Raw genomic sequence first — 23,979 nt, forward strand, 5'->3', positions numbered from 1 at the left:
CGGGTGGGTCCTATATGGAAGGCGTGCGAGCGATGCCTAATATCAATGCAAGCCTGCTGCAACAGGGAGATTGCCCGTACCATCATTTTATTGTGATTTTAATTCGTCTTCGGTTGAGAAATTATACAAATAATACGCAAAACGGGGGTGAAATTCTGTTGAACGGAGCCTCTGGAGCGACAGGCCGAGCCGCCCAAACAGGACGATGATACCGTCCAAAAGGCCGAGTTTGGTTCTATCACCGCCCTGACTTACCAGAGGCAGACCTATGTAGGAAAGCAGAATTGGTTCAGCCGCGCTTTTTCACAAATTCCGCGCGCAGGACGAGGCCTTTAATCCCCTCATGCTTGCAATTAATTTCCTGCGCATCACCAGTAAGCCGGATGGATTTGATCAGCGTACCACGCTTCAGCGTCTGCCCTGCGCCTTTGACCTTCAGGTCCTTGATTAGGGTTACCGCATCACCATCGGCCAAGAGATTGCCGACCGCGTCAACAACATCCGGTCCCTTGGCTTTGGCTGCTGCCTCTTCAGGGCTCAGCCACTCGCCACTATCTTCGTCATAGATATATTCGCCGTCGCCGTCAGCCATTACAGCGCGTCGAGCGCCTGGCTCATATCCGCGATAATATCGTCAATATGCTCGATACCAACGGAGACGCGCACGACGTCCGGACCAGCACCAGCGGCAACCAGCTCGTCTCCAGACAATTGGCTATGCGTGGTTGAGGCGGGATGGATGATCAACGAACGGGTATCGCCGATATTGGCGAGATGGCTGAACATCTTCACGGCAGAAACCAACTGAGTGCCCGCATCATATCCGCCTTTCAGGCCAAAGGTGAAAACCGCGCCGCCTTTGCCCCCGAGATATTTCTGGGCCAGCGCGTGATAATCACTATCGGGCAGTCCAGCATAGGAGACCCAGCTTACCTCATCACGGCTCTGCAGCCATTTCGCCAGGGCAAGCGCGTTGTCGCAATGCCGCTCCATCCGCAGGGTGAGCGTTTCCATGCCGGTTAAAACCTGAAACGCATTAAACGGTGCCAAGGCAGGGCCCAGGTCGCGCAAAGACAGGGCGCGGGCCGCCAATATGAAGGCAATCGGGCCGAAGGCATCGGTAAAAACTTTGCCGTGATAGGAAGGATTGGGCTGGTTGAGAAACGCGAATTTCTCGCTTTTGGTCCAGTCAAATTTGCCGCTGTCCACGATCAGGCCCGCTATGCTGTTGCCGTGACCGCCAAGGAATTTTGTGCCGCTTTCCACGACTATATCGGCTCCATGCTCAATCGGGCGACAAAGCGCAGGGGAAGCCATGGTATTATCGACAATCAGGGGGATGCCCGCCGCATGGGCGATATCGGCAATGCCAGCTATATCTTGCACCACGCCGCCCGGATTGGCGAGACTTTCGATAAAGACACAGCGCGTATCATCGGTAATCGCGCCTTTGACCTCATCCAATATGTCCGCATCCACAAAAGTCACGTTCCAGCCGAATTTCTTGACGCTATGCGCCAGCTGGTTGAGCGAACCGCCGTAAAGTTTCTTCGCCGCAACGATGTGCGCACCGGGGTCCATCAGCACGTGGAAAATCAGCAGTTGCGCCGCATGACCCGAGGCCACTGCCAACGCGGCCGCTCCGCCTTCCATGGCGGCAATCTTGCCTTCCAGCGCGCCGTTGGTCGGGTTCATGATGCGGGTATAAATATTGCCCACCGCGTCGAGATTGAACAGGTCCGCGGCATGATCGACATCGTCGAAAACATAAGACGCGGTCTGATAGATGGGTGTGATCCGGGCGTTTGTGGTGGGATCGGGTTCCGTGCCAGCATGCACAGCCATGGTTTCCAGATGATCAGTCATGAGTATCTCCGTCAAAAGCGAATGGATTGTTTAGGCGAGTTCAGCCTTCACCAGACCGCGTAAGCTATTTCCAATATAGAGACCGCTATCCAAATCTCCAGCCTGCAAATCCGCTTCGATCGCATCGCCGCTTTCCAGTAATTGACCGCGCAAGATCCCGGGCAACACACCGCGTCCAAGCGGCGGCGTCAACAGCTTGCCGTCGCGTTCGACAAATATACTCCAGATCGCGCCTTCAGTCAGATAGCCTTGCGAGTCATGGAATATGGGATGATCGCGGCCGTTTAGACCGGGCACGGCATAGACACTGCGGTCGCTCGTCTTGTGATGCAGGCGGTAATCTTGCGGATGGGCGGACATTGGCACCAACCTGACCGATACAGGCTCACTTAGCGGTTCGGGCATGGGCTGCAATTCAATTGCAATCGCGCCCGATCGTGACAGCATCAACCGGACTTTGGCGGGTTGATCCTGATGAAAGGTGATCGCCTGTATCATGTTGCGCGCGGCGTGGCGGTCAAATTCAAACTCCAAGGCAGCGGCGCTGGCTTTCATCCGTTCCAGATGCGCTTCAAGGCGCAGGATGCCGCGTTCGGGGTCAAACGCCATCGTCTCAATCAGGTCCACAGCGTCACTTACGTCTGTATCCACGCCTACATCCACGGCCGCAAATCTCCCCTTGGCGAGACATTCCCGCCACTCGTCGCCCCCAACAGAGTCTGCAACTATGCCAGAGCCGAGGCCGATGGAAAGGGTATCTTGGTCCATTTCGAGGTAAAATGTTCGGATAGCGACATTGAAGGCAGCATCGCCATTGGCATCCATCCGGCCGATCGACCCGCAATAGATCCCGCGCTGGTCCTTTTCCAGTTCATCGATAATTTCCATCGCCCGGATTTTCGGCGCACCAGTGATCGAGCCACACGGATATATCTGGCGCAGCGCATCAACCGCATCGAGACCGTCTTTGAGTTGCGCGGTCACGGTCGAAGTCATCGTGTGAATCGTGGGATAGGTTTCGACATGGAAAAGCTCTGGCACCTTTACGCTGCCGGGCTCTGCCACACGCGACAGGTCATTACGCAGCAGATCGACGATCATCAGGTTTTCGGCGCGCTGTTTGGGGTCATTGAGCATCTCCGCCTGAACCAACAGATCAGCGGCTGCATCCTTCACCCGCGCTGCTGTCCCTTTCATCGGTTTGGCCGTGATCCGGCCGTCTTTCATTGCAAAAAACAGTTCCGGGGAAAAAGACAAGATCCAGTCCTTGCCATCAAAAACAACGCCGCCATAGCCAGCCTTGGCGCGGTCACGGATCGCGGCATAGAGCGCGAGAGGATGGCCGGCCCGCCGCGCATGAGCCCGAAATGTCAGATTGGCCTGATAAATATCACCAGCAATAATATAATCCTGCACCTTGGCAAAGGCGCGGTCATATTCCCGCCGGGTCACGCCGGGTCGCAATGTCCCTAACCAAGCACCTTTCGGATCCGGAAGCTGATCGATGACTTCATCTGGTTGCAACAGGGTATAGTCTTCAAACAAACCGAACCATGCCAGTGGGCAAGGCCGATGTCCGGGCAGGCGATCCAACAACCGGTCTTCCAATGCCATTCCTGCTTCATAGGACATGTAGCCCGCAGCATGCAGCCCGCGTTGCTGTGCTTTGGCCAAACTGTCCAAAGCCGTATCCAGATCGTCCGGTTTTCGCACCTCCACTATCTGGACCGGATTGCGATAGAGACGAGCCGGTGCCGCATCGCCTCCCTCACGGGCATCGTCAAGCAATATGAAAGGACTGTTGTCTGGGACCATCCCCCTCCCCTAATTGCTTTTTATACCGTTCGTCCATAAGCATGAACGAATCTAAACAGGGAGAAGCGCCTGATGCGCATCACATTTATCGGCGCGCTGGTCGCTGCGTCATTGCAACTCTTCGCTCCGGCTGCCCTTGCAGCAGATAAAAATACTGACGCGATTGCTCCCAAACCCGCCGCATTGGTCGCCGACCAAGTACCGGGCATTCCCAAGGCCATTGTCGACAAGACCCGGCCCTATATGGAATTCCGAACCGCCGCTTTTGTCGATTGGGACCCGAAAACCAAGGCGATGCTGGTGCGCACCCGCTTTGCTGATACCAGCCAGCTGCACCGGATAGCGACACCAGGCGCCAGGCGCGAACAACTGACCTTTGGCAATGAACCTGCGCGCTCGGCTGGCTATGCGCCCGATGGCTCTGCCCTGTTGTTCCAAAAGGACATTGGCGGCAATGAAGTGAACCAGATTTTTGCGCTGGAAAACGGTATTCCGAAAATGCTGACCGATGGCGAAAGCCGCAACAGCCTGGGCCCATGGTCGAGCAAGGGGAACTTGCTCGCTTTCGGTTCAAACAAGCGTACCGGGCTATATAATGACATCTATCTAATGAACCCCGCCAAACCAGAAGGAGCGACCATGCTGGTCGCGTCAACTGGCGGTGGTTGGTTTCCAATCGACTTTTCGCCAGATGACAAACATCTGCTGGTGTTCAACTATGTCTCGATTACCGACAACCAGCTTTATTTGATCGACATTGCCAATGGCACATCGCGCAAATTGACAAATAGCAGCAATCCGGTTGCCTATAACGGTTTGCAATTTGCGCCGGATGGACGGCTATGGGCGGCTTCCGATGATGGCAGCGACGTTCAGCGTCTTGGCACGGTCAATATTGAAACATCCATGTTTGAGCCGATTGTTGATGAGAAAATCTGGGACATCTCCGACTTTGACATCAGCAAAGATGGCCGCTGGATCGCCTATGAAGTCAATCAGGCAGGGCGATCGGTCCTGAAGATATACGACACGCAAAATGGCGAGATCCGCGTGGTGTCCGATCTGGGCCCCGGCGTTATCGGCAGCATAAAATTCGCGCCCTGGGGGGAATTGGGTTTCACCTTCAACGCCAACCAAGGGGGCAGCGATAGCTATAGCCTCACCCCGGAAACACTGGCGATCACACGCTGGACGAAAAGCGAAACGGGCGGGCTTGACGCCGCCCAGAATGTCGCACCGGAACTGATCGAAATTACCAGTTTCGATGGCGAAAAAATGTCGGGCTTTCTCTATCGCCCCGATACCGCAAAGCATAAGGGCAAACGCCCGCTGATTATTAATATCCACGGTGGACCGGAAGGTCAGGCGACACCGCGCTTTCTGGGCCGCAATAATTATCTGATCAATGAACTTGGTATTGCCATTTTCTATCCCAATGTGCGCGGCTCTACCGGTTTCGGGAAGCGTTTTGTCGCGCTGGACAATGGTCCGTTCCGGCGGGAAGACAGCGTCAAGGATATCGGTGCCTTTCTCTCTCACTTGCGCAAAGACAAACGCATCGACAAGCGCCGCATCGCTGTCACCGGTGGCAGCTATGGCGGCTATATGACGCTGGCATCCATGCTGCGCTATGGCGATCAGCTCAAAGCCGGACTGGAAGTGGTCGGCATTTCCAATTTCGTCACGTTTCTGGAAAATACCCAGCCTTATCGCCGGGACCTGCGCCGGGTGGAATATGGCGATGAGCGAATCCCGGAACATCGCGCAAAGCTCGAAGAAATCAGCCCGCTGCGCCGCGCCAGTGAAATTGATATCCCCTTGATGGTCGTCACCGGTGCCAATGACCCGCGGGTACCGGCCAGTGAAGCCGATCAAATTGTGGAGGCGGTACGCGCCAATAAACGGCCAGCCTGGCACTTGCTGGCGAAAAATGAAGGACACGGGTTTCGCAAAAAGGCAAATGCAGACTATCAGTTCTGGGCGTCGCTGCTATTCTGGCAGAAATACCTGCTAAACGGAGAGTAAGTGCATGGAGATACTTGTCTTTGCAGGGACCGTCATCCTGTTGGTGCTGGTTTTCGACTCACGCAGCACCATCGCCTCTCTTCGCCGGCGTATTGAAGCTCTTGAGAATCACGCCCGAAAAGTTGCGGGCGAAGCCCATCAGACCGAGGCAGCGGAACCCCTCAAACAGACTGATATCCAGCAGGAACCGGCTACCCCCGTAAGGCGCGCTGCCAAAATAGCGACAAAGCCAGACCGTGTCGCCGAGCCGGCGCCCGAACCATCCCGGCGCGTGTATAAACCAACGTCGCCTGCTGCACCCTCGCCAACGCCCACAAGCACCGAACCACCATCGCCGCCATCGCCACCGCGTCCCAGTGCCGCCAAACGATTTGAAGACCTTATCGGCGGAAAGCTGCCGATCTGGATTGGCGGTATCGCGCTGATATTTGCCGGTTTCTTTCTCGTCCGCTTTTCCATCGAAGCGGGATTATTCGGCCCCGCTGCACGCTGTGCCACGGCGGCTTTGTTCGGATTGCTGCTCATCGGTTTAAGCGAATTCGGCTATAAAATCCCGAAATTCGGTAAGATATTCACCGACGACGTCCGCATCGGCCACAGCATCGCCGGTGCCGGGATCGCTGTGCTCTACGCCACGCTGTACATGGCCAGCGAACTATATGGCTTGTTAAGCCTCTACGGCGCTCTTGGCGGCGTCATTGCGGTCACCATATTGGCGTTCGTGCTTTCACAGCGCCACGGTCCGCCAACCGCCATCATGGGCTTGCTGGGTGGTTTCGCGGCACCCTATGTCGCCGGGCTGGGACCGGAATCGGTCGCTCCCTTGCTCATCTATCTCGGCGTTTTCACGGCGGGTCTGTTCGGTCTCGCTATCCATCGCGGTTGGGCCTGGCTTGCTCTCCTCGCTACGGGCGGCAGCGTGCTCTGGACAACCGCCCTCCTGTTCATGGATTTGAGCGGCGATGTGCCCTTTGTTGGCGCCTTTATCGTGCTGCTCGCAATTGGCGGTGTGCTGACCCTGTCGCGCACTGGCACCAGCTTCGGGATTCCCAAACCCGTGATGCAGGCCATCCCGCTGGCTGTCGGCCTGTTGCAGCTTGTCACGCTTGCGCCGCTCATTCAATTCTCGCTGGTCAGCTGGCTATTCTTTGGTGTGCTCGCCATCTTCGCCATTGCGCTTGCCTGGCGCGACAAGGATCTGACGCCGGCCATGGCGGGCGCATTTGCCCTGTCTCTGGCGATGATTGCGACGGCATTCTCAAATACAGGAGCCGACCAGACTCAGCTATTTGCGGCCATAAGCTTGGCCGTATTATTTGGCGCAGCGGGTCATTTCTTTGCCTTGCGGGAAAAGGATGGTTGGATATGGGCAGTCATCGGCCTGGCCGCGCCAACCAGTATATTGCTTTTAATCTATGCTTTGGGCGATCTGAGCTGGAGCCAGAATAGCTGGGCCATTTCTTGCCTGTTGACCGCGATTACCACGGCTTTCATGGCGTGGCGGACACGCGCCGAAACCGGTTTTCTGCCTCCGCCATTGGCCAGTGGTTTGACCGCCATATTGATAGCCATAGCGCTGTGGATATGGACACCCGAAAGCCTCGGAGCGCTTGTAGCGATTGCCGTGGCCGCCGGGCTTGCATTCTGGGCTCGTTTCATAGCGCGCAAGGCCGTGATCATACAGTCAGCCGTCGCTATAGGTTTCGGAGGCCTGATCATGCTGGTCGATTCCTTCGGCTTGATCGAAAGCCTTTTTAGCTCGCTTGCCGGCCAAACCGACCTTTATTCCTATTTGCCGGAATTGGGCCCCTCCATCGTCGAACTGTTGCTTCCGGCCATCGCCATTGCCGGCATAGCCTTTTTCTTTCGCGATCCGTTCGGCAAAATATTGTCGAAGATCATTGCTGGTTTCGGCCTGATCGGTGCGGGTGGTTTTGCCTATATGCTTCTCAAACAGCCGCTCGCCATCGGCCCGATTGAGGATTTCGTTGCTTATGGCTTTGCCGAGCGTGCAGTCTTCACCCATGCGCTGGCACTGGGCGGTTGGCTGTTGTTGAGGCGGACGTGGGATGAGAAATTCGCCATACCGCTCAAATCCTTGGGCTTTGCATTGGCTGGATTGGCGCTGTTCCGGTTCGTCTATTTCGACCTGTTGCTGCTCAGTCCGACCAGCGTCAAACAGGCGATGGGACCTGCACCGGTCGCCAATCTGGGCACACTGCACTTTACCGCCGCGATGCTATGGCTGTGGCTCTATGCCCGAACCGAGACAGTGACGGCCGCCTTACCCACGCTGGTCAAACCGCTGGAAATTGGCAGCTTGTTTGCCGCCATCGCCGCTGTCATGGTCACCGTGCGTCAGGCCGTCCATGGCACAGATATAGCCACGCCGCCGTTCACCTCTACCGAGACCTATCTTTATAGTGCTGGGCTGCTTGTCCTTGCCATTGCTTGGCTGGCCAGGGGTATCCAGACCACCAATGCCTTGCTGCGGATCGCTGGTCTACTCTTGATGATCGTTGTTACATTCAAAGTGTTTGTAATCGACGCCGCGCAACTGGAAGGCCTGTTGCGAATCCTGTCCTTCCTTGGCCTTGCCATCGCGCTGATCGGTATCGGCTGGATTTACGGCAAGGTGATGCGGGCGGATGCGGCAAAGGCAGCTGACTAGGAAAGCGTAAAACTATTCTGGCAGCACGCGACAATCCAGTCGCGGACAGCCCTGATCTCGCGATTGCGCCGGTTATCGCGGTGAAAAACAATCCACGGTTTACGAACCGGTATCGGAGGCGCGGAAACACGGAACAACCCATGACGCTGGGCCAGAAAGTCAGGCACCATGGCAATGGCCGCGCCAGATTTCGCTACTTCCATCAGGGCATAAATGCTGCTGGATTGTACCGACAATGCTTGTTGCAATTCATGCTGTCTGATCCACACCGATTCCGGGATATCGCCAAATTGATCATCCAGACCCGCGAGCTTTTCGTGGCGCAAGTCCAGGCTGCCGGGATCGCGGCCGTTGAGATAACCTGTCGAAGCATAGAGACCAGCGGTGATTTCGGGCAGTTTTCGGGTAATTAGACCCTCGCTTTTCGGACGCGCCAGGCGGACGGCGATATCCGCCTCTCGCCTGTTAAGATCAGCCAATTCTGTCGACATAATCAGATCAACGACCAGACCCGGATGTTTATCCCAAAGCAATGACAGATGCGGAGCCAGCACCGCCGACACCATCGTCTCGGTCGTCGATATTCGGATAGGCAAGGCCCGGCGATCGGATTTTAACGAAAATGCCAACCGCTCCATCTGAAACAGATGGTCACCGCCCGCCTTTGCCAATGCCAGCACTTCCTTGCCCTGATCAGTCAAGGCCACACCGCCCGGGCCGCGCAGGATCAGTTGCAATCCCGTTGCCACTTCCAGCGCATCAATTTTCCGCCCCAATGTCGCATTCGACATGCCAAGCGTATTGGCAGCGGCCATGAGTGAACGTTTCTCGGCCACTTCGATAAAGCAGCGCACAGTGTCCCAGTCGATTGTCATAATCTTTCCATATACCAGCAAGCGCTATTCATAAATGAATAATGGTTATTCAAATTTGTTAATTCCTCTATCAATCTAATTGGTTGACGATCCAGCGCAAAGGAAATTGGATCATGGCCAGCATAGAACAGCTTACCTTCATCAAACCCGAACAGTTTGAATGGCACGAGATCGCCGCGCCCGTCATCCAAAACGCAGGCGAAGCGATTGTAAGGCCGCTTGCCGTCACCCGCTGCGATCTCGATCTTTATATGGCCAGCGGCATGTATCCCATGCAAGGGCCCTTCGCCTTTGGTCATGAAATTGCCGGAGAGGTCGTGGATGTCGGGGATGGCGTCAAAGGCTTTGCTCCGGGAGACCGCGTAATTGTGCCGTTCCAGATTAGTTGCGGAACTTGCGACAATTGTCGGCGTGGCTTTACCAATGCTTGCGCCGCAGTGGAGCCTTTTGCAGCTTATGGCTTCGCCCCGACAGGTGACCGGAAATGGGGCGGCGGACTGAGTGATCTGATCAACGTGCCCTTTGCCGATGCCATGTTGGTGAAAATACCAGATGGTGTTTCCATCACCGGCGCCGCCGCCATTTCTGACAATGCCGTCGATGGCTATCGCACGGTGGCAGAACCGCTGGCGAAGCGACCGGGTGCAGATATATTGATCGTCGGCGGCCTGGCACAAAGTGTCGGCCTGTTTTCGGTGCAGGCCGCTCGCGCGCTCGGCGCTGGCCGCATCGTCTATCGCGACTATGATGCAGGCCGGTTAGCCAAAGCCAAGGCGCTTGGCGCAGAGGTGATCGAGACCCAATATGGTCCGGACCTCAGAGCCATCGAAGAATTTCCGATTGTGGTGGAAGCAGCCGGCTTGCCAGACGCGCTGACCTTTGCAATACGATCCACCCAGCCGTGCGGCACCTGCAGCGGCGTGTTCGCAGGCATGGGCGCGAAAGCAAGTGTTCCGCTGCGGTCCATGTATATGAAAGGCATCACCTATACGATTGGCCGCGTTCATGCCCGCACAGAAATAGATCATATCCTTGACTGCGCCCATTGCGGAACCATCAATCCCGATGAAGTGATTTCCCGGTCCGTTCCCTTTTCCGAAGCGGTGGACGCCATGACCGAACCCGATATCAAGATCGTTTTTGAAAGGGATTGACGCCACCGCTGCCATCCATGATCATCACTATGGATGACAAAACCTGTTTTCAACACGATCCTTATATATGCTATGGCTTTGGCGCTGGCTGCCTTTGCGCTGCAATGGCTGGAATATAAATTTTTCCTTAAAAGCATTCCGACAAGAACAGCACCGTAACAACGGATCAACCGTAGGAAAAACCAGCCGTCGTTTAACATCCACCACTAAAGCTGCTAGCCTTCTTCACCGTGACCAGGAAGGCAAAGAAATGAACAGAATTGCAATGCTATTAGTCGGCCTGATTGCCGCGCTCCATTTCTATATTGCATGGTTTGAGATATTTGCCTGGACAACACGGGGACCCGAAGTTTTTTCGACCTTACCCATGAACTTGTTCGAGCCGACCCAATCCATGGCGGCAAACCAAGGGTTGTATAATGCGTTCTTGGCCGCCGGACTATCATGGTCGCTTTTTATCAGAAATGCCGAATGGCGGTTCAAGGTTGCCACTTGCTTCTTATCATTCGTCGCCGTTGCCGGGATCTTTGGCGCGGTTACGGTATCGCAGAAAATCATTGTCGTGCAGACAGTGCCAGCGACCATCGCGCTGATATTCGTCTATCTCGGCTACCGACAAACCGCGCGCGCGGCATAATCAGGAGATAGGCCCCAAAATAAGCGACGGATAACCGACTAACCCCTATCGCGCAGCCAACACATCATCTGCCACAAACGCGTTGGTCTTGCGCTCATAGCCAAATTGACTGGTTGGACCATGGCCCGGAATGAAAGTGACATCGTCACCGAGCGGCCAGAGCTTTTGGGTGATCGCGTCTATCAAATCCTGATGATTACCGCGCGGAAAGTCGGTGCGTCCGATAGATCCCTGAAATATAACATCGCCAACAACAGCCAGCCTGGATGGCTGGTGATAGAAAATCACGTGGCCCGGCGTGTGGCCGGGGCAATGGATAACGTCGAGCACCAAATCGCCCACCGTGACCTGATCGCCGTCATTGAGCCATCGATCCGGTTCAAAGCTTTTGGCCTCCATCCCATATCGCGCGCCGTCTCCATCCAATTGTTCAATCCAGAACAGATCATCCTTATGCGGACCTTCGATAGGCAGTCCCAATTCTTCAGCAAGCATACCGGCCTGACCACAATGGTCGAGATGACCATGGGTTATAATGATTTTTTCGAGATCAACGCCATGTTCCGCCACCGCTGCCTTAAGCCGTGAGAGATCGCCTCCCGGATCGCTAAGCGCGGCTTTGTTGGTTTTGGTGCACCATAATAAAGTGCAATTTTGCTGGAGCGGCGTGACCGGAATGATCACAGCCTTCAAGGGTGCTTCTGTCATATCGGTTATTTGGCGGTACGGCGATCAAGTTGCAAGGCTTGAAGTTTTTTGTACATCGTCGCGTTTCGACCGGAACGCCGGTAATTTGCCAAAATTGGTTTTGTAACTCTATCGGATCAGAGGTATAAAAGAGCCAGATGCAGGGCGAACATCGAGAAGTGAGCGGAAAAACAATATGTGTTTTCGAAAATTTCAGTCCCTGTCAGATCTTCATTCGGCAATTCTGTATCTCCTTCATATCATGCCGCGCGAATTGACGTTCCAAGAAGCTTTACTTGCTCAGGGCATTGCGAACTTCACAAACAGCGCAACAATGCAACGGAGGCTGAATCTGACGGAGGAATTCTTGGCTCATCTTCGTTTGGAGGCAAGTTTGCCAAATGACAGTAGGACTGAGTTTCTATTTGCAACATGTGTAGGCCTACTTGATTGCTTTGAAAATCCGGAGCGCGCGCGTGATTTTCATCTGGAGTGGGACGAATTTTCAGACAATTACAGACAAGCGATGCCCCCTGTTCGGGCCGCTTTGATGAATGGTTTTGGGCAGGCGCAAGAACACCCACTGATATCCAAACTGGTAAACCCCACTGCTTCTGATCGCACAACTCTTATGACGGATGATGTTTTAAACGCCTTGATGGAATTAGCACGCTCACTAAGCCCGCGTGAACGGTGTGAAATTGCGGAATCTGATTACGGGGCTGATGCCAAAAAGCAGTTGGTCAGCCTCAATCGACTTTTGGAATCGTCAGATTGCCGAATTCGCAGCGGCGAAAGCTGGTTCCCGGCCGAGGTCATCGAACTGGCCTCACATGATCCGCAAAATAGCGGCTTCGTCGGATGCACCGCGCTTGTTCTTATCAATGCGATACATAATAAAGGTTTTGATGGTCAAAGCGCATCACGATGGCGAGCGCATCATCTGGCATATCGCAACCTGAAATTGCCCGAACGCGAGATAATAATTTCAGGCTTTCGGCATATCTACGAAATCGCTACAGAATGGGATCCCTATTGGGATTATTCGGCAAGCGATCCGATACCGATCAACGCCATCATACCAACATCTCCCGACATTGAAGCGATTCAATTGCCAAATATTGATTCAATTTTGAAACGGGGACGCTTCTAACGCTCGACTACATCCTTTTTCATCGGCGCAAGCTTTGCCAAAAAACGGTTCTGCTTCCGGAAGGGCACATTTTCCTCTTCCATCGCTATCTGCAAATTTTCAACCAGAGCATTCATATCGGCCATCTGGATGCCCATGTTTTTATGAGCGGCACGCATGTCTCTGCCGGAATAGTCGCACCCGGCGTTGAGAATAAAACAGAATTGTTCAAAGAGAGTGCGGCGCAGGCGGACCATATCCTGACCTTTGAAGATATCACGAATCCGTGGATCTTCGATACTAATATCGACAAGTCGGTCGGCAATGCGTTGAATGCCCTTTTGGCCTCCGAAAGCTTGAGCCATAGACGTACCGGAAAATTGGCGAGTGCCTGCATTTTCGTTACTTTCTTCATAGGGCTCGACCGGAAACTCCCCGGTCACGGGATCGCGCGTTTCCCTATCATCAAAGACAGGAGACGGCGCTTCTTGAACAGCCATCAACAAAGCGATTGAAAAAATCATGCTATCATGTCCTCAAAATGAAGCGCGAAGCGAGAGCAAAGCACCGCGCTGGTTATCGGCGGTGGCAATGGATCCCAAATCGACATAGGCACCGGCAATGGTCAAATTGCGATTGATGGCGTAAGCGGCAAAAACGTCGAACCAGTCATCTTCACGGGCAATGCCGAGATTGTTTGGTTTGCTCCGATATTCTCCGCCGACTACAAATTTGCGGGACAGTTGATAGGCAACCGATCCTTCAAATTCCAAGGAACGTGAGTTATTCTGGTCTCCACCGAAGCCCAGTAATCCGCCCTGATTAGCCTTGGTATAGCGGACAGTGGCATTGGCCAAAATGCTTTGGGCCAGAAACAACTTGGTGGCGCTGGCGTAAAAGTCCGTTCCATTGGTCTCTGCCGCGCCGACCGCTGTTACGACTTGGCCGTCAAGGTTTCGCTTGTGCTGAACACCGACCGCTATCTGTGGCATTAGCGGATCGCCATAGACGACATGCCCAGCCACGCGCAATTTGGCGCCATAGATATCCTGATTGAGACTATATCCATAACCCAGGCCGAGAGCAGCTCCGATAGCCTTGGTGTTAAGATTTTGCCGCGCGTAGCTTAATTCTACACTGTCAAATAATCCGACGGCGACACCTTCTGTATCCAGCCGGTAATCCGGCAGCTCCGCTAGCGTGACATGCGCTGATGCGCCGATACCGTCTTTCGTCGCATTGCCAGCAATCAAGCTCCAGCTCGCCAGACCGCCGCCAGAAGACCCTTCCACAGTGGCGATTCCATTGGTGAGCAGCAATTTTCCGCCTGGTCTCAAATCCTCGGCAAAGGATGGTGTGGCTAAACAAACTGTGATCACGCCCGTAAATATTATGGATGCAAATCGAATGAATTTCATAAGACGGAGTGAGATAGTCACTTGTGGTTAAAATCAACTTAAGCCCGTTCAAAGAACAAGTGAGACCTGCGCGTCCGGGCAGGAATTATCCGAATAGTAATCATTGCTGCCTATAGGATTAAGGATGAAACACCGACTAACGATCATTCTGGCTGCTCTGGTGGCAATTATTCCTTTCGGCTCCAACTCTGTTGTATCGAGCCAATCACCTGCCGGTGCGCGCCTCAATGTAGCGGTTAAGGATGGTAATGGCGTGCCAGTGCGCGATGCTGTGATTATGGTCTATCCTGCCAAAGGTAGCGGCGGGCTTCGCTACAAATCGGGCAAAGCGGTGATGAACCAGCGCAACATTCAATTTGACCCTGGAACAATCATTGTGGGTAAGGGCACGACCGTTAGCTTCCCCAATCGGGACCGCGTTCGCCATAACGTCTATAGCTTTTCGAAAGCAGCCCGATTTGAGATGAAGCTATATGGCAAAGACCAATCCCGCTCACAAAACTTCCCGATTGCCGGTACCGTGGCGCTGGGCTGCAATATTCACGATGAAATGAAGGGCTTTGTAAAAGTGGTTGATACGCCTTACGCGGCAAAGACCGATCACAATGGCTTGGTGCAGATCGCAAGCCTGCCGAGCGGTTCCGCCAAGCTTAAAGTCTGGCATCCGAAAAACCGGGTTCGCGGCGGCGAAACGGTAATCGATATTGCTATTACCGGCAGCGTTGCCAATCAAACCGTGAAACTGGCGCTGCGCAGATGATAACAAGACTGATGCGGTCCGGATCGCTGTCGATCCGGATTGCTTTCCTTTATACTGCGCTGTTTATCATGACATTCGGCGCCCTGATCGTGGTCGCCACCGGCGGCATCGAAAGATACGCGGCCGGAATGATCACTGATGAAATGCGATCAAATGCCAAAGCATTTGAAAAGGTTCTTGAACTCGAATCCGATAGAATGGCGACGGCTGCCGATATTTTGGCGGCCGATTTCGGGTTCCGGGAAGCCGTCGCGCTTGGCGATGAACCGACAATTGAGAGCGCTTTGATCAGTCTGAAAAAACGGTTGGACGTGCCCAATGCGTTCATTATGACACTTGCTGGCGATACGATCGGGCTGCAAGATGCCTTGACCAATAGTGACACTGATAGTTTGTGGTTGGCGTTAGACGAAGGTGCAGAAAACGGCCTCATCAAAATCAATGACCAATATCACGGCGTTGTCGCCTCGCCTGTCGAAGCCCCTAATTTATTCGGCTGGCTGGTTGTTGGCAAACCCCTTGATCAAGCTGAGATGGCTCAATTGTCTGAGCTGGCGCCCATCGAACTTACCGCCAAGGTTGTTGAACGCACACGCCTGTCACACGACCTCCAGTCAACAACCGATAGTCAGATAGAATTATCCGAGCAAGGGCAACGGATCCTGTACCGCACATCCGCTCTTCCAGCCCTGAGCAACAATCATAAACCGGTATTGCTGCTGCGCCATTCGCTAAGCGATGCCCTAAGTGCCTATCGACCGATTACCTGGATATTGATCAGTCTAAGCCTTGTCGGCTTGCTCATCATCGTAGGCGCTGGCTGGTTTCTTGCCAAAGGCATAACCCGCCCGATTGCCAAGCTCGACAAAGCCGCTCAGCTTATTCGGGCAGGTCAGCGGAAAAAAGTCGAGATACATTCGACCGACGAAATTGGCCGATTGGCCGAAAGTTTCAATCAAATGGTCGATGCCATTGTCGAGCGGGAAGACGAAATTTCCCATATCGGGTTGCATGACGCTCTGACTGGTCTGCCCAATAGAAAATATTTCAAAGACCATCTGGAAGCCGCGATGAAAAAATGTGGTGATGATAATTTGGTGGCTGCTTTCTATCTCGACCTGGATAACTTCAAGTCCGTTAACGACACGCTTGGCCATCCCGTTGGAGATGCTTTGTTAAAGGCAGTAGCCGCCCGGATGGAAGACGTTCTCGACGGACATTTGCTGGCCCGTCTCGGCGGCGATGAATTTGCGATCCTTATGGATGGCGCGGCAAGCTCCGAAAATATCACCCTGTTGGCTGAACGGCTTGATCGATCATTCAGCAAAAGTTTCACGGTTGCCGGACACGAGATGCCAAGCACGTCGAGCATTGGTATAGCCGTTGCTCCGCATGATGGCCTGACATCCGAAGATCTCATGAAAAATGCGGATCTGGCTCTGTACAAGGCCAAGCATGAAGGAAAAAGCTGTTACCGTTTCTTTGAACAGGGGATGGACGACCAGGCGCAAAAAAGGCGGCAGATGGAGCTGGATTTGAAGCGCGCGATAGAGGAAGGTCAATTTGAACTTCACTATCAACCATTGTTTGACGCGCAGCGGCAAAAGATAAGCGGATTTGAAGCGTTAATCCGATGGAATCATCCTGACAAAGGAACGATTTCGCCCATTAACTTCATTTCGTTGGCAGAAGAAACCGGTTTGATCGTACCAATCGGCGAATGGGTGATTAAAGAAGCGTGTCGTCAAGCATCACAGTGGCCCGATGATATTCGCATCGCCATCAATGTCTCGCCGGTTCAGTTCCGGTCAAACGGGCTGCGCACGGTCTTGTTGCAGGCGCTGAGTCGATACGGTCTGCCGCCAGAGCGGCTCGAACTGGAAATCACAGAATCCTTGTTGATTGAGAATGTCGAAGATACCCTGAAAGTCCTGCATAGCCTGCGCGTGATCGGTGTACGAATTGCGCTGGATGACTTTGGAACCGGATTTTCCTCGCTCGCTTACTTGCGAAGCTTCCCCTTTGACAAGATCAAAATTGATCGCAGTTTTGTCGTCGATATTGTCCAGGACAAGAGTTGTGCTGACATAGTGCAAGCCATTACCGGATTGGCTGCTGCACTGGGAATGGAAACACTAGCCGAGGGCGTCGAAGAGCAAGAGCAGGTCAACATATTGCTGCAACGCGGATGCAATAACATCCAAGGCTATCTGATAAGTCGTCCGATCACCGCGGAATCAGCCAGTGCGTTTTTGGAGGGAGCGTTGCCGTCCTACCGGGAACAGAAGACCGCTTAGAAGGGAATGAGATTTGGCTATGGGGGGGCAGACAGGATATCGGAATTGCTAAAGTTTGAGAAAAAGTGGTGCGCGATGCAGTTTGTCGAGAACGGGTCTAAAACGCGCGATTTTCCCTGTTCCAAGGAATTTTACTCAGAAAGCCGGGGAATTTACTGCTTTTTCGTCAAAGAACTTCGCCCTGAAAGTCCTGTAAACCTGTCAATCCTGTGCTTAGCATCGATACTCTACGTCTAAAAAACAACGAGGAACGGTGCAGGCATTAACAGGGAAATCGTCTCCAAAGAGCAGGGAATTTGCCCTGCTTCCAACCCTCTATATTCGGAATGTCGTGCGGCTTGGTTCGGGAAGCCTTACCAGTATTAACGTCGATGCCGGGACATAGGCCTCTCATCAGCCCACACATGGGCTGGCATTTACTCGCGAAAGAATTTCTGTTTGAGATGTTATATCATACCTGATACGAAACCCACGAATCTCAAATTCTGATGGTACTTATGCAAAAAAAATACGGCCTTCGTCTCGCTATTTTGCTTTCTGCTGCGAACGTGACAATATCTGCACTCGCCCAAACGCCAGAAGAAAGTGCGCAAACAAATACTAGCACCATTGTTGATGATGAAGATGAAGCCAAGGAGATTGTCGTAACCGGTACCAGTATTCGCGGCATCGCACCGGTTGCCGTCCCGCTTTTGACATTTGACCGGGAAGATATTCTGGGAAGCGGCGCACCCAGCCTCGCCGAATTTCTGCGCACGGTTCCGCAAAATACGGGCGGCGGTTCTGCATCGGATGAAGGCCGCGCATTGGGCGCTTTTTTCGGCGGATCGGCGGTTTCGTTTCGCGGCTTCGGGCCGGATCGCGCACTCACCTTGCTCAACGGGCACCGCGTAGCGCCGCAAGGGGATGGTACGTTTGTGGACATAAATTTCATTCCGGTCGCGGCGATTGAGCGGGTTGAGATTGTACCGGTTGGCGCATCATCAATTTACGGTGCAGATGCCGTGGGCGGCGTTATCAACTTCACGCTGCGCGACGACTATGAAGGTCTGGAAAGCCGTGCACTTATCGGCACCACCACGCATGGCGACGGCAACACGATTAACCTGTCCCAAAGCGGGGGTGTCCGCTGGGAAACAGGCTCCGCCCTGATCGCTTATGACTATTTTGAACAGGATAGGATACAGGCCGGTCAGCGCGATTTTACGGATCCGGACTTATCGCGAACCAGCCTGGTACCAGCCATAAACCGCCATTCAATCATCGGAGCTATCCGGCAGAACCTGTCGGAAAATGTAGAGCTTTTGATCGATAGCTATCTGGTGAGCAGTGATACCCGCCGGACATCTCAATTCCCATTTGTTGCCGATGTCCTGGGTTCAAATGTCCCATTGGAAGAAAATATCGAAACACTTGCCTATGGGACCACCGCGACACTGCGCGCCGATATTGGCCCGTGGCAGGCACAGCTTATCGGGACTTTTTCCCGCAATGACCTGGACGGATTTGATATTGATACCCGCACGGGTGAACCGACAAATATATTCGCTAATATCGAATTTTCCCGCGACAACCGTATTGCACTCATCGAACCGCGTTTTGACGGACCGTTATTCGCACTGCCCGGCGGGTCGGCGCGGTTAGCGGTTGGTGGTCAATTGCGCTACGAACGTTTTGTGCGTGTGTTGGGGCCGGATTCGCCCGCTTCGGATAATCGCCGTTCGGTTGCATCGGGCTATGGCGAAATTTACTTGCCCTTCATTGGACCAGACAATGGCATAGCCGGCATTCACAAGCTGGAGCTGAATATTTCGGGCCGCTATGAACGTTTTGGCAATGTAGATGAAAGCCTGTCCACTGGCGAAGATATTGCGCGCGGCGGCAAAGCAGACAGCATCGATCCGCAGGTCAGCTTGCTCTACGCTCCTGTCCCGTCTCTCGATTTGCGGGCAACCTATGGCACATCCTTTACAGTGGCGCCGCTGACGACGCTGCGCCGGGATAATCGTATATTCGCTTCCCGTTTTTTAACAGTCGATGCCCTTCCAGATGACGCTTCAAACACGCTGTTCTTATCGGGCGTTGATCCTGATCTAGGCCCGGAGACGTCGACCTACTGGACCGTCGGTGCGGATTGGCGGCCGACTTTCGCCCCTGGGCTGACATTATCCGCAACCTATTATAATATTGATTTGCGTAACGTTTTGGGCTCGCCCAGCGGAAGCCGCGACCCGTCTAATCCGCTAATTGCCGATTTTGTCATACTCAATCCGAATGAGGAACAGATACGTGCGGCTATTGCCAGCTTTGGCTTGACACCGGCCGATATCTTTACATTCGGCGCAGCTGCGGATGATTTTAACAATCGCGGCTTTGCTTCGATTGGGGCGATCTATAACGCATCGACAACCAACCTGACAGAGCGGGTTTATGAAGGGATTGATTTCGGCCTGGATTACCGCCGCGATCTGGGCACTGGGCAAATTGGCGCAGAAGCGAATGTCGTGCTTATAACCAGATATAAAGAACGCAGTTCGGACGCGCAGCCCTTGGTTGATCGCCTTGATACCCCGTTTCAACCCCTCAACTTAAACGCGCGAATGGGTCTGTTCTGGTCGAATGACAAGCTGCGTGCCAATATCTTCGCCAACTATGCCGATGACTATGTCGATAACCGTTTTGACGTCGATCGAAAGGTTGACGATTTCCTGACTTTTGATCTGAACCTGGCTGTCGCGGTGGAAGGAAAAGTCGGCGGCGAAGGGACGCAATTTAGCCTCTCGGTGCAAAATTTATTCGATCAAGATCCGCCGCGTCTGGTCGGTTTGTCGAATGAAAATGACAGTTTTACCGGCGATATCGGTTATGACTTTGTCAATGCGTCGGCACGTGGGCGGTTTATCAGCATCTCTGTACGGCGAACATGGTGAGCAGGATGCCCGCGATATTAGAAGCGCGTCAGCTTTCAAAATCATTTGGTTCCAACCGGGCCCTACATTCGCTCGATCTGACAGTTGGTGGTGGCGAGATACTCTGTCTGCTTGGCGCTAATGGTGCTGGCAAAACGACAACAATCAACCTTTTTCTGGGCTTTCTCAGTCCCACCGATGGCGCCGCCTTAGTATCTGGACATGATGCGGTCCGCGAACGCCATTTGACCGCACCGAAGCTCGCCTACATACCCGAGCAGGTAGCCCTTTATCCGCAGTTGAGCGGACTAGAGAATCTTGATCACTTCACGCGGCTTTCGGGACGCAGGCTCGACCAGACCGAATTATTGGCGATGCTTGAAAGAACAGGACTAAGCCAGGCGGACGCGCACCGCCGTGCTCACGCTTATTCCAAGGGCATGCGGCAAAAAGTCGGTATCGCGATCGCGGTTGCCCGAAATGCCGAGGCGCTTTTGCTGGACGAACCGATGTCGGGTCTTGATCCTGCAGCAGCCAATGATTTCTGCACCCTGCTTTCATCACTAAAAGACCAGGGTAAGGCTATCCTTATGGCGACACATGATATCTTTCGGGCGCGCCTTGTCGGCACGCGCATCGGAATCATGAAAGCCGGCCGTCTTGTGGAATTGCTGGATGCCAAACAAGTCGACGCGGCTGAGCTGGAAACTTTATATCTCGCGCATATGGCGAAAGAAGAACCGGCCGTCTCATGATTACCTATCTCACCCGGCTGGAACTTCTTACATTTTTGCGGGGGAGGGCTGCGATTGCGACATTATTGATCGTACTCATACTCGTGACCCTGGCGACCATCTTAGGCGCGCAGCGCGTCCAGGAATTTGAAGCCGAACGCGCAGCAGCAAGCGTTGCCGACCGCCAAATCTGGTTAGATCAAGGTGCCGACAACCCTCACGCGGCAGCGCATTTTTCCCGTTATGCTTTCAAGCCAATTCCTGCATTAAGCCTATTCGATCCCGGCACGCTGGATACCGCTGGCATCGCGATCTGGATGGAAGGACATTACCAAAACCCCTCGCAATTCCGAAGAGCCGAGGACGCACCATCTGGTTTACAGGCGGCGCAACTTTCACCGGCCTGGGTCCTGATATTATTTGGTTCCCTTTTGCTTATTATTGCGCTCCATGGCAGCGTAGCGGGGGAGCGAGAAACCGGCACGCTACGACAAGTGCTAGCGAGCGGATTGGATCCCCGGCGTTTTGCGGCTGGCAAGCTTTTCGGCGCGCTATTCTATACTGTCGGCCTCCTTGGCTTGACGATGCTGATCGTCCTTTTTGCGATCGCCACGCTCGATCTACCGACTGAATCTGATCTTACACAGCGCATCTTGCTGCTTTTACTGGCTTATGGCCTTTTCTTTATCGCCATTGCGGGAATGGCAGTCGGCATATCCGCACTTTGCCGGACATCACGCGGTGCGCTAGGTATATTGGTCGGTTTGTGGGCAGCAGTGATCATTGCCGGGCCTTACCTGGCAGCACAATTCGCACTGACGGTGCATGAGGATGTCGACGGACCAACCACTTACCAGCGCATTGTCGATGCATCAAACAGCTACTTTCAGGATGACGCAGCCCGCGAAGAAACGCTGCAAAAAGCATTAACTCGCTACGGCGTAGATGAAAAGGCGAACCTGCCCATACGCTATGATGGCTATGAGCTTCAGCATAGCGAAGAGATAGCACACCCCAAATTTGAAGCCATTTACGGCGAGGTGGAAAAAATCCACGAGGATCAGGAGAATGTCTTGACCGCATCATCCACACTGATGCCGGGACTGTTAATTACACGCCTTTCGGCGGCGCTTAGCGGCACGGATCTGCCGCATCATCGGCGATTTGCTGTTGCTGCCGAAAAACATCGCCGCACCATCGTGAAAATGTTGAACGATGACCTCACATATAGCGAGCATCAAGGCGATGACCCCTATCTGGCTGATCAGACATTGTGGAAGCAGATTCCAGATTTCAAAATGGAACTCCCGCGGCTTGCAGAAACACGTTCGCAGGTCGGTCTGTTCTTCATCATCCTGGCTGCACAGGCATTTTTCGCGGTCCTTTTCGCCCGCTGGGCCATCCTGCATGCAACGCGGCAGGTGAGCCGATGAACGGTGCACTGATCCGTCTTGAGCTATTATTGCTCATCCGGTCTCCGGTCACGCTTCTGCTATTGGTCCTTGTCGCCGGTTTAAGCGTAGGCGCGCTTGCCTCGGGCGCTGAGAACAGTGCATCCCGCGCAGAAGCTGACACACGCTTTCTTGAAAATACCCGAGAAAAAGAAACCCGCTTTCGTGACATGCTTATGGACGTGGAAGCCGGTACCGAGCAATCTCACTATGCCGGACGGCCCATGGCTATCTCGCATGCTGCAGTGCTAAAGAATAGCGTGCTGGGAGATTTCGCGGTTGGAGTTAGCGACCTGCTCCCTTCTCGCGTCAACGTCCGTCTGTGGGAGAATTCTGCTAGTCTTTTCGAGAACTACCAATTTTCCAATCCCACGCTTCTGCGGCTCAGCGGCTTTGATATGACGGCGATGGTTATTCTCCTGATGCCATTGCTCATGATTGCCTTAAGCTTCGACGCGCTCGGCAGCGACCGTGCTACTGGACGCATAAAGCTGGTGTTGCTCTCCGAGCCAAATGAACGTCGCTATTTAATCCATCGACTTGCTGTACGATGTGGTGCGCTGTGGTTCGTGATCATCCTGATTACTCTAGCTGCCGCCATAGGATATCCTGGTTCGATCCACAGTAGCCGGATCGCGCACTATGTTGCCTGGATGGGTGGAGCGCTGCTCTACGGTGGCTTTTGGTTCATGATCATCGCTATGGTGGTGCAGCGTGTTCGAGCCGCAGGCGAAGCGGCGGGTGCCTTGATCGGCCTTTGGGCGTTCCTAATTCTGATTGTACCAGCGCTGACAACGGCGGCAGTGCAGGCGATATATCCTGCTCCGTCCCGCCTTGCCTATCTCACCGAGGTGCGAGCCGCCTCATCGCAGGCAGATGAGCGTCAAGGACAGGTAATGGAGGAGTTTGCCATCGCCAATCCCCAAGCACATGCTGACAGTTTGTCTGCAGACGCCCCGTTTCGAGATGGATTTATCCGACTCTCAGTTGTAGAAACGGCTACTGAGGCGCACCGAACGCACTTAGACAAGGTACAGACTGAACGTGCCAAAGCGATGGCGTGGCTGGGCCTACTATCACCTGCAATCGCGGCCGAGAAGCTACTTACAACAGTCGCCGGTGCTGACGCTGCTCGCTATCGTATCTTTCAGTCAGATGCGCGGGTATTGCTGTCCAAGCTAGCCGAAAGGCTGGGCCCTGCAATCATGCAGGGAGAACGGATCAGCATGCGAGAGTATAAAGCATTGCCAAAAATGACAACACGTCCAGAACCGCTGGAGAGTGCACGAAGCACAATTTTGACCAATATTGTCATTCTCTCTCTATTTGTAGCGCTAAGCGCATTTTTGTGGCGTTCAAAACGCCTGACCGAAAGTGAATAATCAGGCTATACGGTCTTGCGAGCTACGGCTCGTGCCCCACCTATCTCCTTTCGATTTATATCCTTAAGCGCCCCCGATGCTGCACATATAGAAATGGATCCCGTTGCTCCCGGCGGAAGAACAACAGGAAAATATGCATGCACGACCGGGAATTTAATCTGCGCCC

General features: G+C 53.7%; 19 protein-coding genes. 12 read left to right on the plus strand and 7 right to left on the minus strand.

Annotated features, from left to right (window positions below):
* Positions 1-289: 289 nt before the first annotated feature.
* From J4G78_RS06355 to pabB, 3 genes are read right to left on the minus strand one after another with little or no spacing between them, the layout of a single operon-like run.
* Positions 290-592, minus strand: a complete 303-nt coding sequence (locus J4G78_RS06355) for an alkylphosphonate utilization protein (RefSeq protein WP_207989424.1) — start codon at positions 590-592, stop codon at positions 290-292.
* The gene (locus J4G78_RS06360; protein ID WP_207989425.1) at positions 592-1,866 is read right to left on the minus strand and encodes an O-acetylhomoserine aminocarboxypropyltransferase; all 1,275 of its coding nucleotides are present in this window, start codon (positions 1,864-1,866) and stop codon (positions 592-594) included. Before J4G78_RS06360 ends, J4G78_RS06355 begins: the two co-directional genes overlap by 1 nt.
* Positions 1,867-1,896: 30 nt before the next feature.
* The gene (pabB, locus tag J4G78_RS06365; protein ID WP_207989427.1) at positions 1,897-3,681 is read right to left on the minus strand and encodes an aminodeoxychorismate synthase component I; all 1,785 of its coding nucleotides are present in this window, start codon (positions 3,679-3,681) and stop codon (positions 1,897-1,899) included.
* A 72-nt stretch (positions 3,682-3,753) separates the two neighbouring features.
* Here pabB and J4G78_RS06370 point away from each other — a divergent pair, with 72 nt between their 5' ends.
* Together J4G78_RS06370 and J4G78_RS06375 are read left to right on the plus strand one after the other, a co-directional pair.
* Positions 3,754-5,706, plus strand: a complete 1,953-nt coding sequence (locus tag J4G78_RS06370) for a S9 family peptidase (RefSeq protein ID WP_207989429.1) — start codon at positions 3,754-3,756, stop codon at positions 5,704-5,706.
* Positions 5,707-5,710: 4 nt separating this feature from the next.
* Complete coding sequence (locus tag J4G78_RS06375) at positions 5,711-8,377, plus strand: DUF2339 domain-containing protein (protein WP_207989430.1); 2,667 nt, start codon at positions 5,711-5,713, stop codon at positions 8,375-8,377.
* On the opposite strand, the gene J4G78_RS06380 is transcribed toward J4G78_RS06375, so the two are convergent.
* A complete protein-coding gene (locus tag J4G78_RS06380) occupies positions 8,374-9,252 on the minus strand; it encodes a LysR family transcriptional regulator (RefSeq protein WP_207989432.1) in 879 nt (292 codons plus the stop codon). The two genes, J4G78_RS06375 and J4G78_RS06380, sit on opposite strands and share 4 nt — an antisense overlap.
* Positions 9,253-9,365: 113 nt before the next feature.
* Between J4G78_RS06380 and J4G78_RS06385 the strand changes: the two genes are divergently transcribed.
* The 3 genes from J4G78_RS06385 (at position 9,366) to J4G78_RS06390 (ending at position 11,043) form a co-directional block, all read left to right on the plus strand.
* Positions 9,366-10,406 (plus strand): zinc-dependent alcohol dehydrogenase, encoded by a 1,041-nt coding sequence (locus tag J4G78_RS06385; protein ID WP_207989434.1) that lies wholly within the window; start codon positions 9,366-9,368, stop codon positions 10,404-10,406.
* A gap of 33 nt (positions 10,407-10,439) precedes the next feature.
* Complete coding sequence (locus tag J4G78_RS18260) at positions 10,440-10,565, plus strand: hypothetical protein (RefSeq protein WP_259371352.1); 126 nt, start codon at positions 10,440-10,442, stop codon at positions 10,563-10,565.
* 91 nt (positions 10,566-10,656) lie between these two features.
* Positions 10,657-11,043: a DUF1304 domain-containing protein gene (locus tag J4G78_RS06390; RefSeq protein ID WP_207989435.1), complete on the plus strand. Its 387-nt coding sequence runs from the start codon at positions 10,657-10,659 to the stop codon at positions 11,041-11,043.
* Between the two features lie 45 nt (positions 11,044-11,088).
* Here the strand turns inward: J4G78_RS06390 and J4G78_RS06395 are convergent, their stop codons facing one another.
* Positions 11,089-11,751: an MBL fold metallo-hydrolase gene (locus J4G78_RS06395; RefSeq protein ID WP_310737255.1), complete on the minus strand. Its 663-nt coding sequence runs from the start codon at positions 11,749-11,751 to the stop codon at positions 11,089-11,091.
* A 346-nt stretch (positions 11,752-12,097) separates the two neighbouring features.
* Between J4G78_RS06395 and J4G78_RS06400 the strand changes: the two genes are divergently transcribed.
* The gene (locus J4G78_RS06400) at positions 12,098-12,883 is read left to right on the plus strand and encodes a formylglycine-generating enzyme family protein (protein WP_207989437.1); all 786 of its coding nucleotides are present in this window, start codon (positions 12,098-12,100) and stop codon (positions 12,881-12,883) included.
* On the opposite strand, the gene J4G78_RS06405 is transcribed toward J4G78_RS06400, so the two are convergent.
* Together J4G78_RS06405 and J4G78_RS06410 are read right to left on the minus strand one after the other, a co-directional pair.
* Positions 12,880-13,386 carry a group I truncated hemoglobin gene (locus J4G78_RS06405; RefSeq protein ID WP_207989438.1) on the minus strand — a complete coding sequence of 169 codons (507 nt, stop codon included), beginning with the start codon at positions 13,384-13,386 and terminating at the stop codon, positions 12,880-12,882. The genes J4G78_RS06400 and J4G78_RS06405 overlap by 4 nt on opposite strands.
* Before the next feature lie 12 nt (positions 13,387-13,398).
* Entirely contained in the window at positions 13,399-14,181 is a 783-nt protein-coding gene (locus tag J4G78_RS06410) for a DUF3034 family protein (RefSeq protein ID WP_243457249.1), read from the minus strand.
* A gap of 223 nt (positions 14,182-14,404) precedes the next feature.
* Here J4G78_RS06410 and J4G78_RS06415 point away from each other — a divergent pair, with 223 nt between their 5' ends.
* The 6 genes from J4G78_RS06415 (at position 14,405) to J4G78_RS06440 (ending at position 23,813) form a co-directional block, all read left to right on the plus strand.
* Positions 14,405-15,040: a methylamine utilization protein gene (locus J4G78_RS06415; protein WP_243457250.1), complete on the plus strand. Its 636-nt coding sequence runs from the start codon at positions 14,405-14,407 to the stop codon at positions 15,038-15,040.
* Positions 15,037-17,337, plus strand: a complete 2,301-nt coding sequence (locus J4G78_RS06420) for a putative bifunctional diguanylate cyclase/phosphodiesterase (RefSeq protein ID WP_207989440.1) — start codon at positions 15,037-15,039, stop codon at positions 17,335-17,337. Before J4G78_RS06415 ends, J4G78_RS06420 begins: the two co-directional genes overlap by 4 nt.
* 497 nt (positions 17,338-17,834) lie before the next feature.
* Positions 17,835-20,267 (plus strand): TonB-dependent receptor plug domain-containing protein, encoded by a 2,433-nt coding sequence (locus tag J4G78_RS06425; RefSeq protein ID WP_207989442.1) that lies wholly within the window; start codon positions 17,835-17,837, stop codon positions 20,265-20,267.
* Between the two features lie 5 nt (positions 20,268-20,272).
* Complete coding sequence (locus J4G78_RS06430) at positions 20,273-21,001, plus strand: ABC transporter ATP-binding protein (RefSeq protein ID WP_207989444.1); 729 nt, start codon at positions 20,273-20,275, stop codon at positions 20,999-21,001.
* Complete coding sequence (locus J4G78_RS06435) at positions 20,998-22,413, plus strand: DUF3526 domain-containing protein (protein ID WP_207989446.1); 1,416 nt, start codon at positions 20,998-21,000, stop codon at positions 22,411-22,413. The genes J4G78_RS06430 and J4G78_RS06435 overlap by 4 nt, the downstream gene beginning before the upstream one ends.
* Complete coding sequence (locus tag J4G78_RS06440) at positions 22,410-23,813, plus strand: DUF3526 domain-containing protein (RefSeq protein WP_207989448.1); 1,404 nt, start codon at positions 22,410-22,412, stop codon at positions 23,811-23,813. The genes J4G78_RS06435 and J4G78_RS06440 overlap by 4 nt, the downstream gene beginning before the upstream one ends.
* Positions 23,814-23,979: the final 166 nt, after the last annotated feature.

This window comes from Parasphingorhabdus cellanae (assembly GCF_017498565.1).
Lineage (GTDB): Bacteria > Pseudomonadota > Alphaproteobacteria > Sphingomonadales > Sphingomonadaceae > Parasphingorhabdus > Parasphingorhabdus cellanae.

Excerpts from the sequence above, each read along its gene's own strand:
- J4G78_RS06425 (WP_207989442.1), top strand. The coding sequence starts at position 17,835 with ATGCAAAAAAAATACGGCCTTCGTCTCGCTATTTTGCTTTCTGCTGCG.
- J4G78_RS06355 (WP_207989424.1), bottom strand. The coding sequence starts at position 592 with ATGGCTGACGGCGACGGCGAATATATCTATGACGAAGATAGTGGCGAG.
- J4G78_RS06440 (WP_207989448.1), top strand. The coding sequence starts at position 22,410 with ATGAACGGTGCACTGATCCGTCTTGAGCTATTATTGCTCATCCGGTCT.
- J4G78_RS06370 (WP_207989429.1), top strand. The coding sequence starts at position 3,754 with ATGCGCATCACATTTATCGGCGCGCTGGTCGCTGCGTCATTGCAACTC.
- J4G78_RS06435 (WP_207989446.1), top strand. The coding sequence starts at position 20,998 with ATGATTACCTATCTCACCCGGCTGGAACTTCTTACATTTTTGCGGGGG.
- J4G78_RS18260 (WP_259371352.1), top strand. The coding sequence starts at position 10,440 with ATGACAAAACCTGTTTTCAACACGATCCTTATATATGCTATGGCTTTG.
- pabB (WP_207989427.1), bottom strand. The coding sequence starts at position 3,681 with ATGGTCCCAGACAACAGTCCTTTCATATTGCTTGACGATGCCCGTGAG.
- J4G78_RS06380 (WP_207989432.1), bottom strand. The coding sequence starts at position 9,252 with ATGACAATCGACTGGGACACTGTGCGCTGCTTTATCGAAGTGGCCGAG.
- J4G78_RS06405 (WP_207989438.1), bottom strand. The coding sequence starts at position 13,386 with ATGATTTTTTCAATCGCTTTGTTGATGGCTGTTCAAGAAGCGCCGTCT.
- J4G78_RS06360 (WP_207989425.1), bottom strand. The coding sequence starts at position 1,866 with ATGACTGATCATCTGGAAACCATGGCTGTGCATGCTGGCACGGAACCC.
- J4G78_RS06390 (WP_207989435.1), top strand. The coding sequence starts at position 10,657 with ATGAACAGAATTGCAATGCTATTAGTCGGCCTGATTGCCGCGCTCCAT.
- J4G78_RS06430 (WP_207989444.1), top strand. The coding sequence starts at position 20,273 with ATGCCCGCGATATTAGAAGCGCGTCAGCTTTCAAAATCATTTGGTTCC.
- J4G78_RS06395 (WP_310737255.1), bottom strand. The coding sequence starts at position 11,751 with ATGACAGAAGCACCCTTGAAGGCTGTGATCATTCCGGTCACGCCGCTC.
- J4G78_RS06375 (WP_207989430.1), top strand. The coding sequence starts at position 5,711 with ATGGAGATACTTGTCTTTGCAGGGACCGTCATCCTGTTGGTGCTGGTT.
- J4G78_RS06420 (WP_207989440.1), top strand. The coding sequence starts at position 15,037 with ATGATAACAAGACTGATGCGGTCCGGATCGCTGTCGATCCGGATTGCT.
- J4G78_RS06415 (WP_243457250.1), top strand. The coding sequence starts at position 14,405 with ATGAAACACCGACTAACGATCATTCTGGCTGCTCTGGTGGCAATTATT.
- J4G78_RS06385 (WP_207989434.1), top strand. The coding sequence starts at position 9,366 with ATGGCCAGCATAGAACAGCTTACCTTCATCAAACCCGAACAGTTTGAA.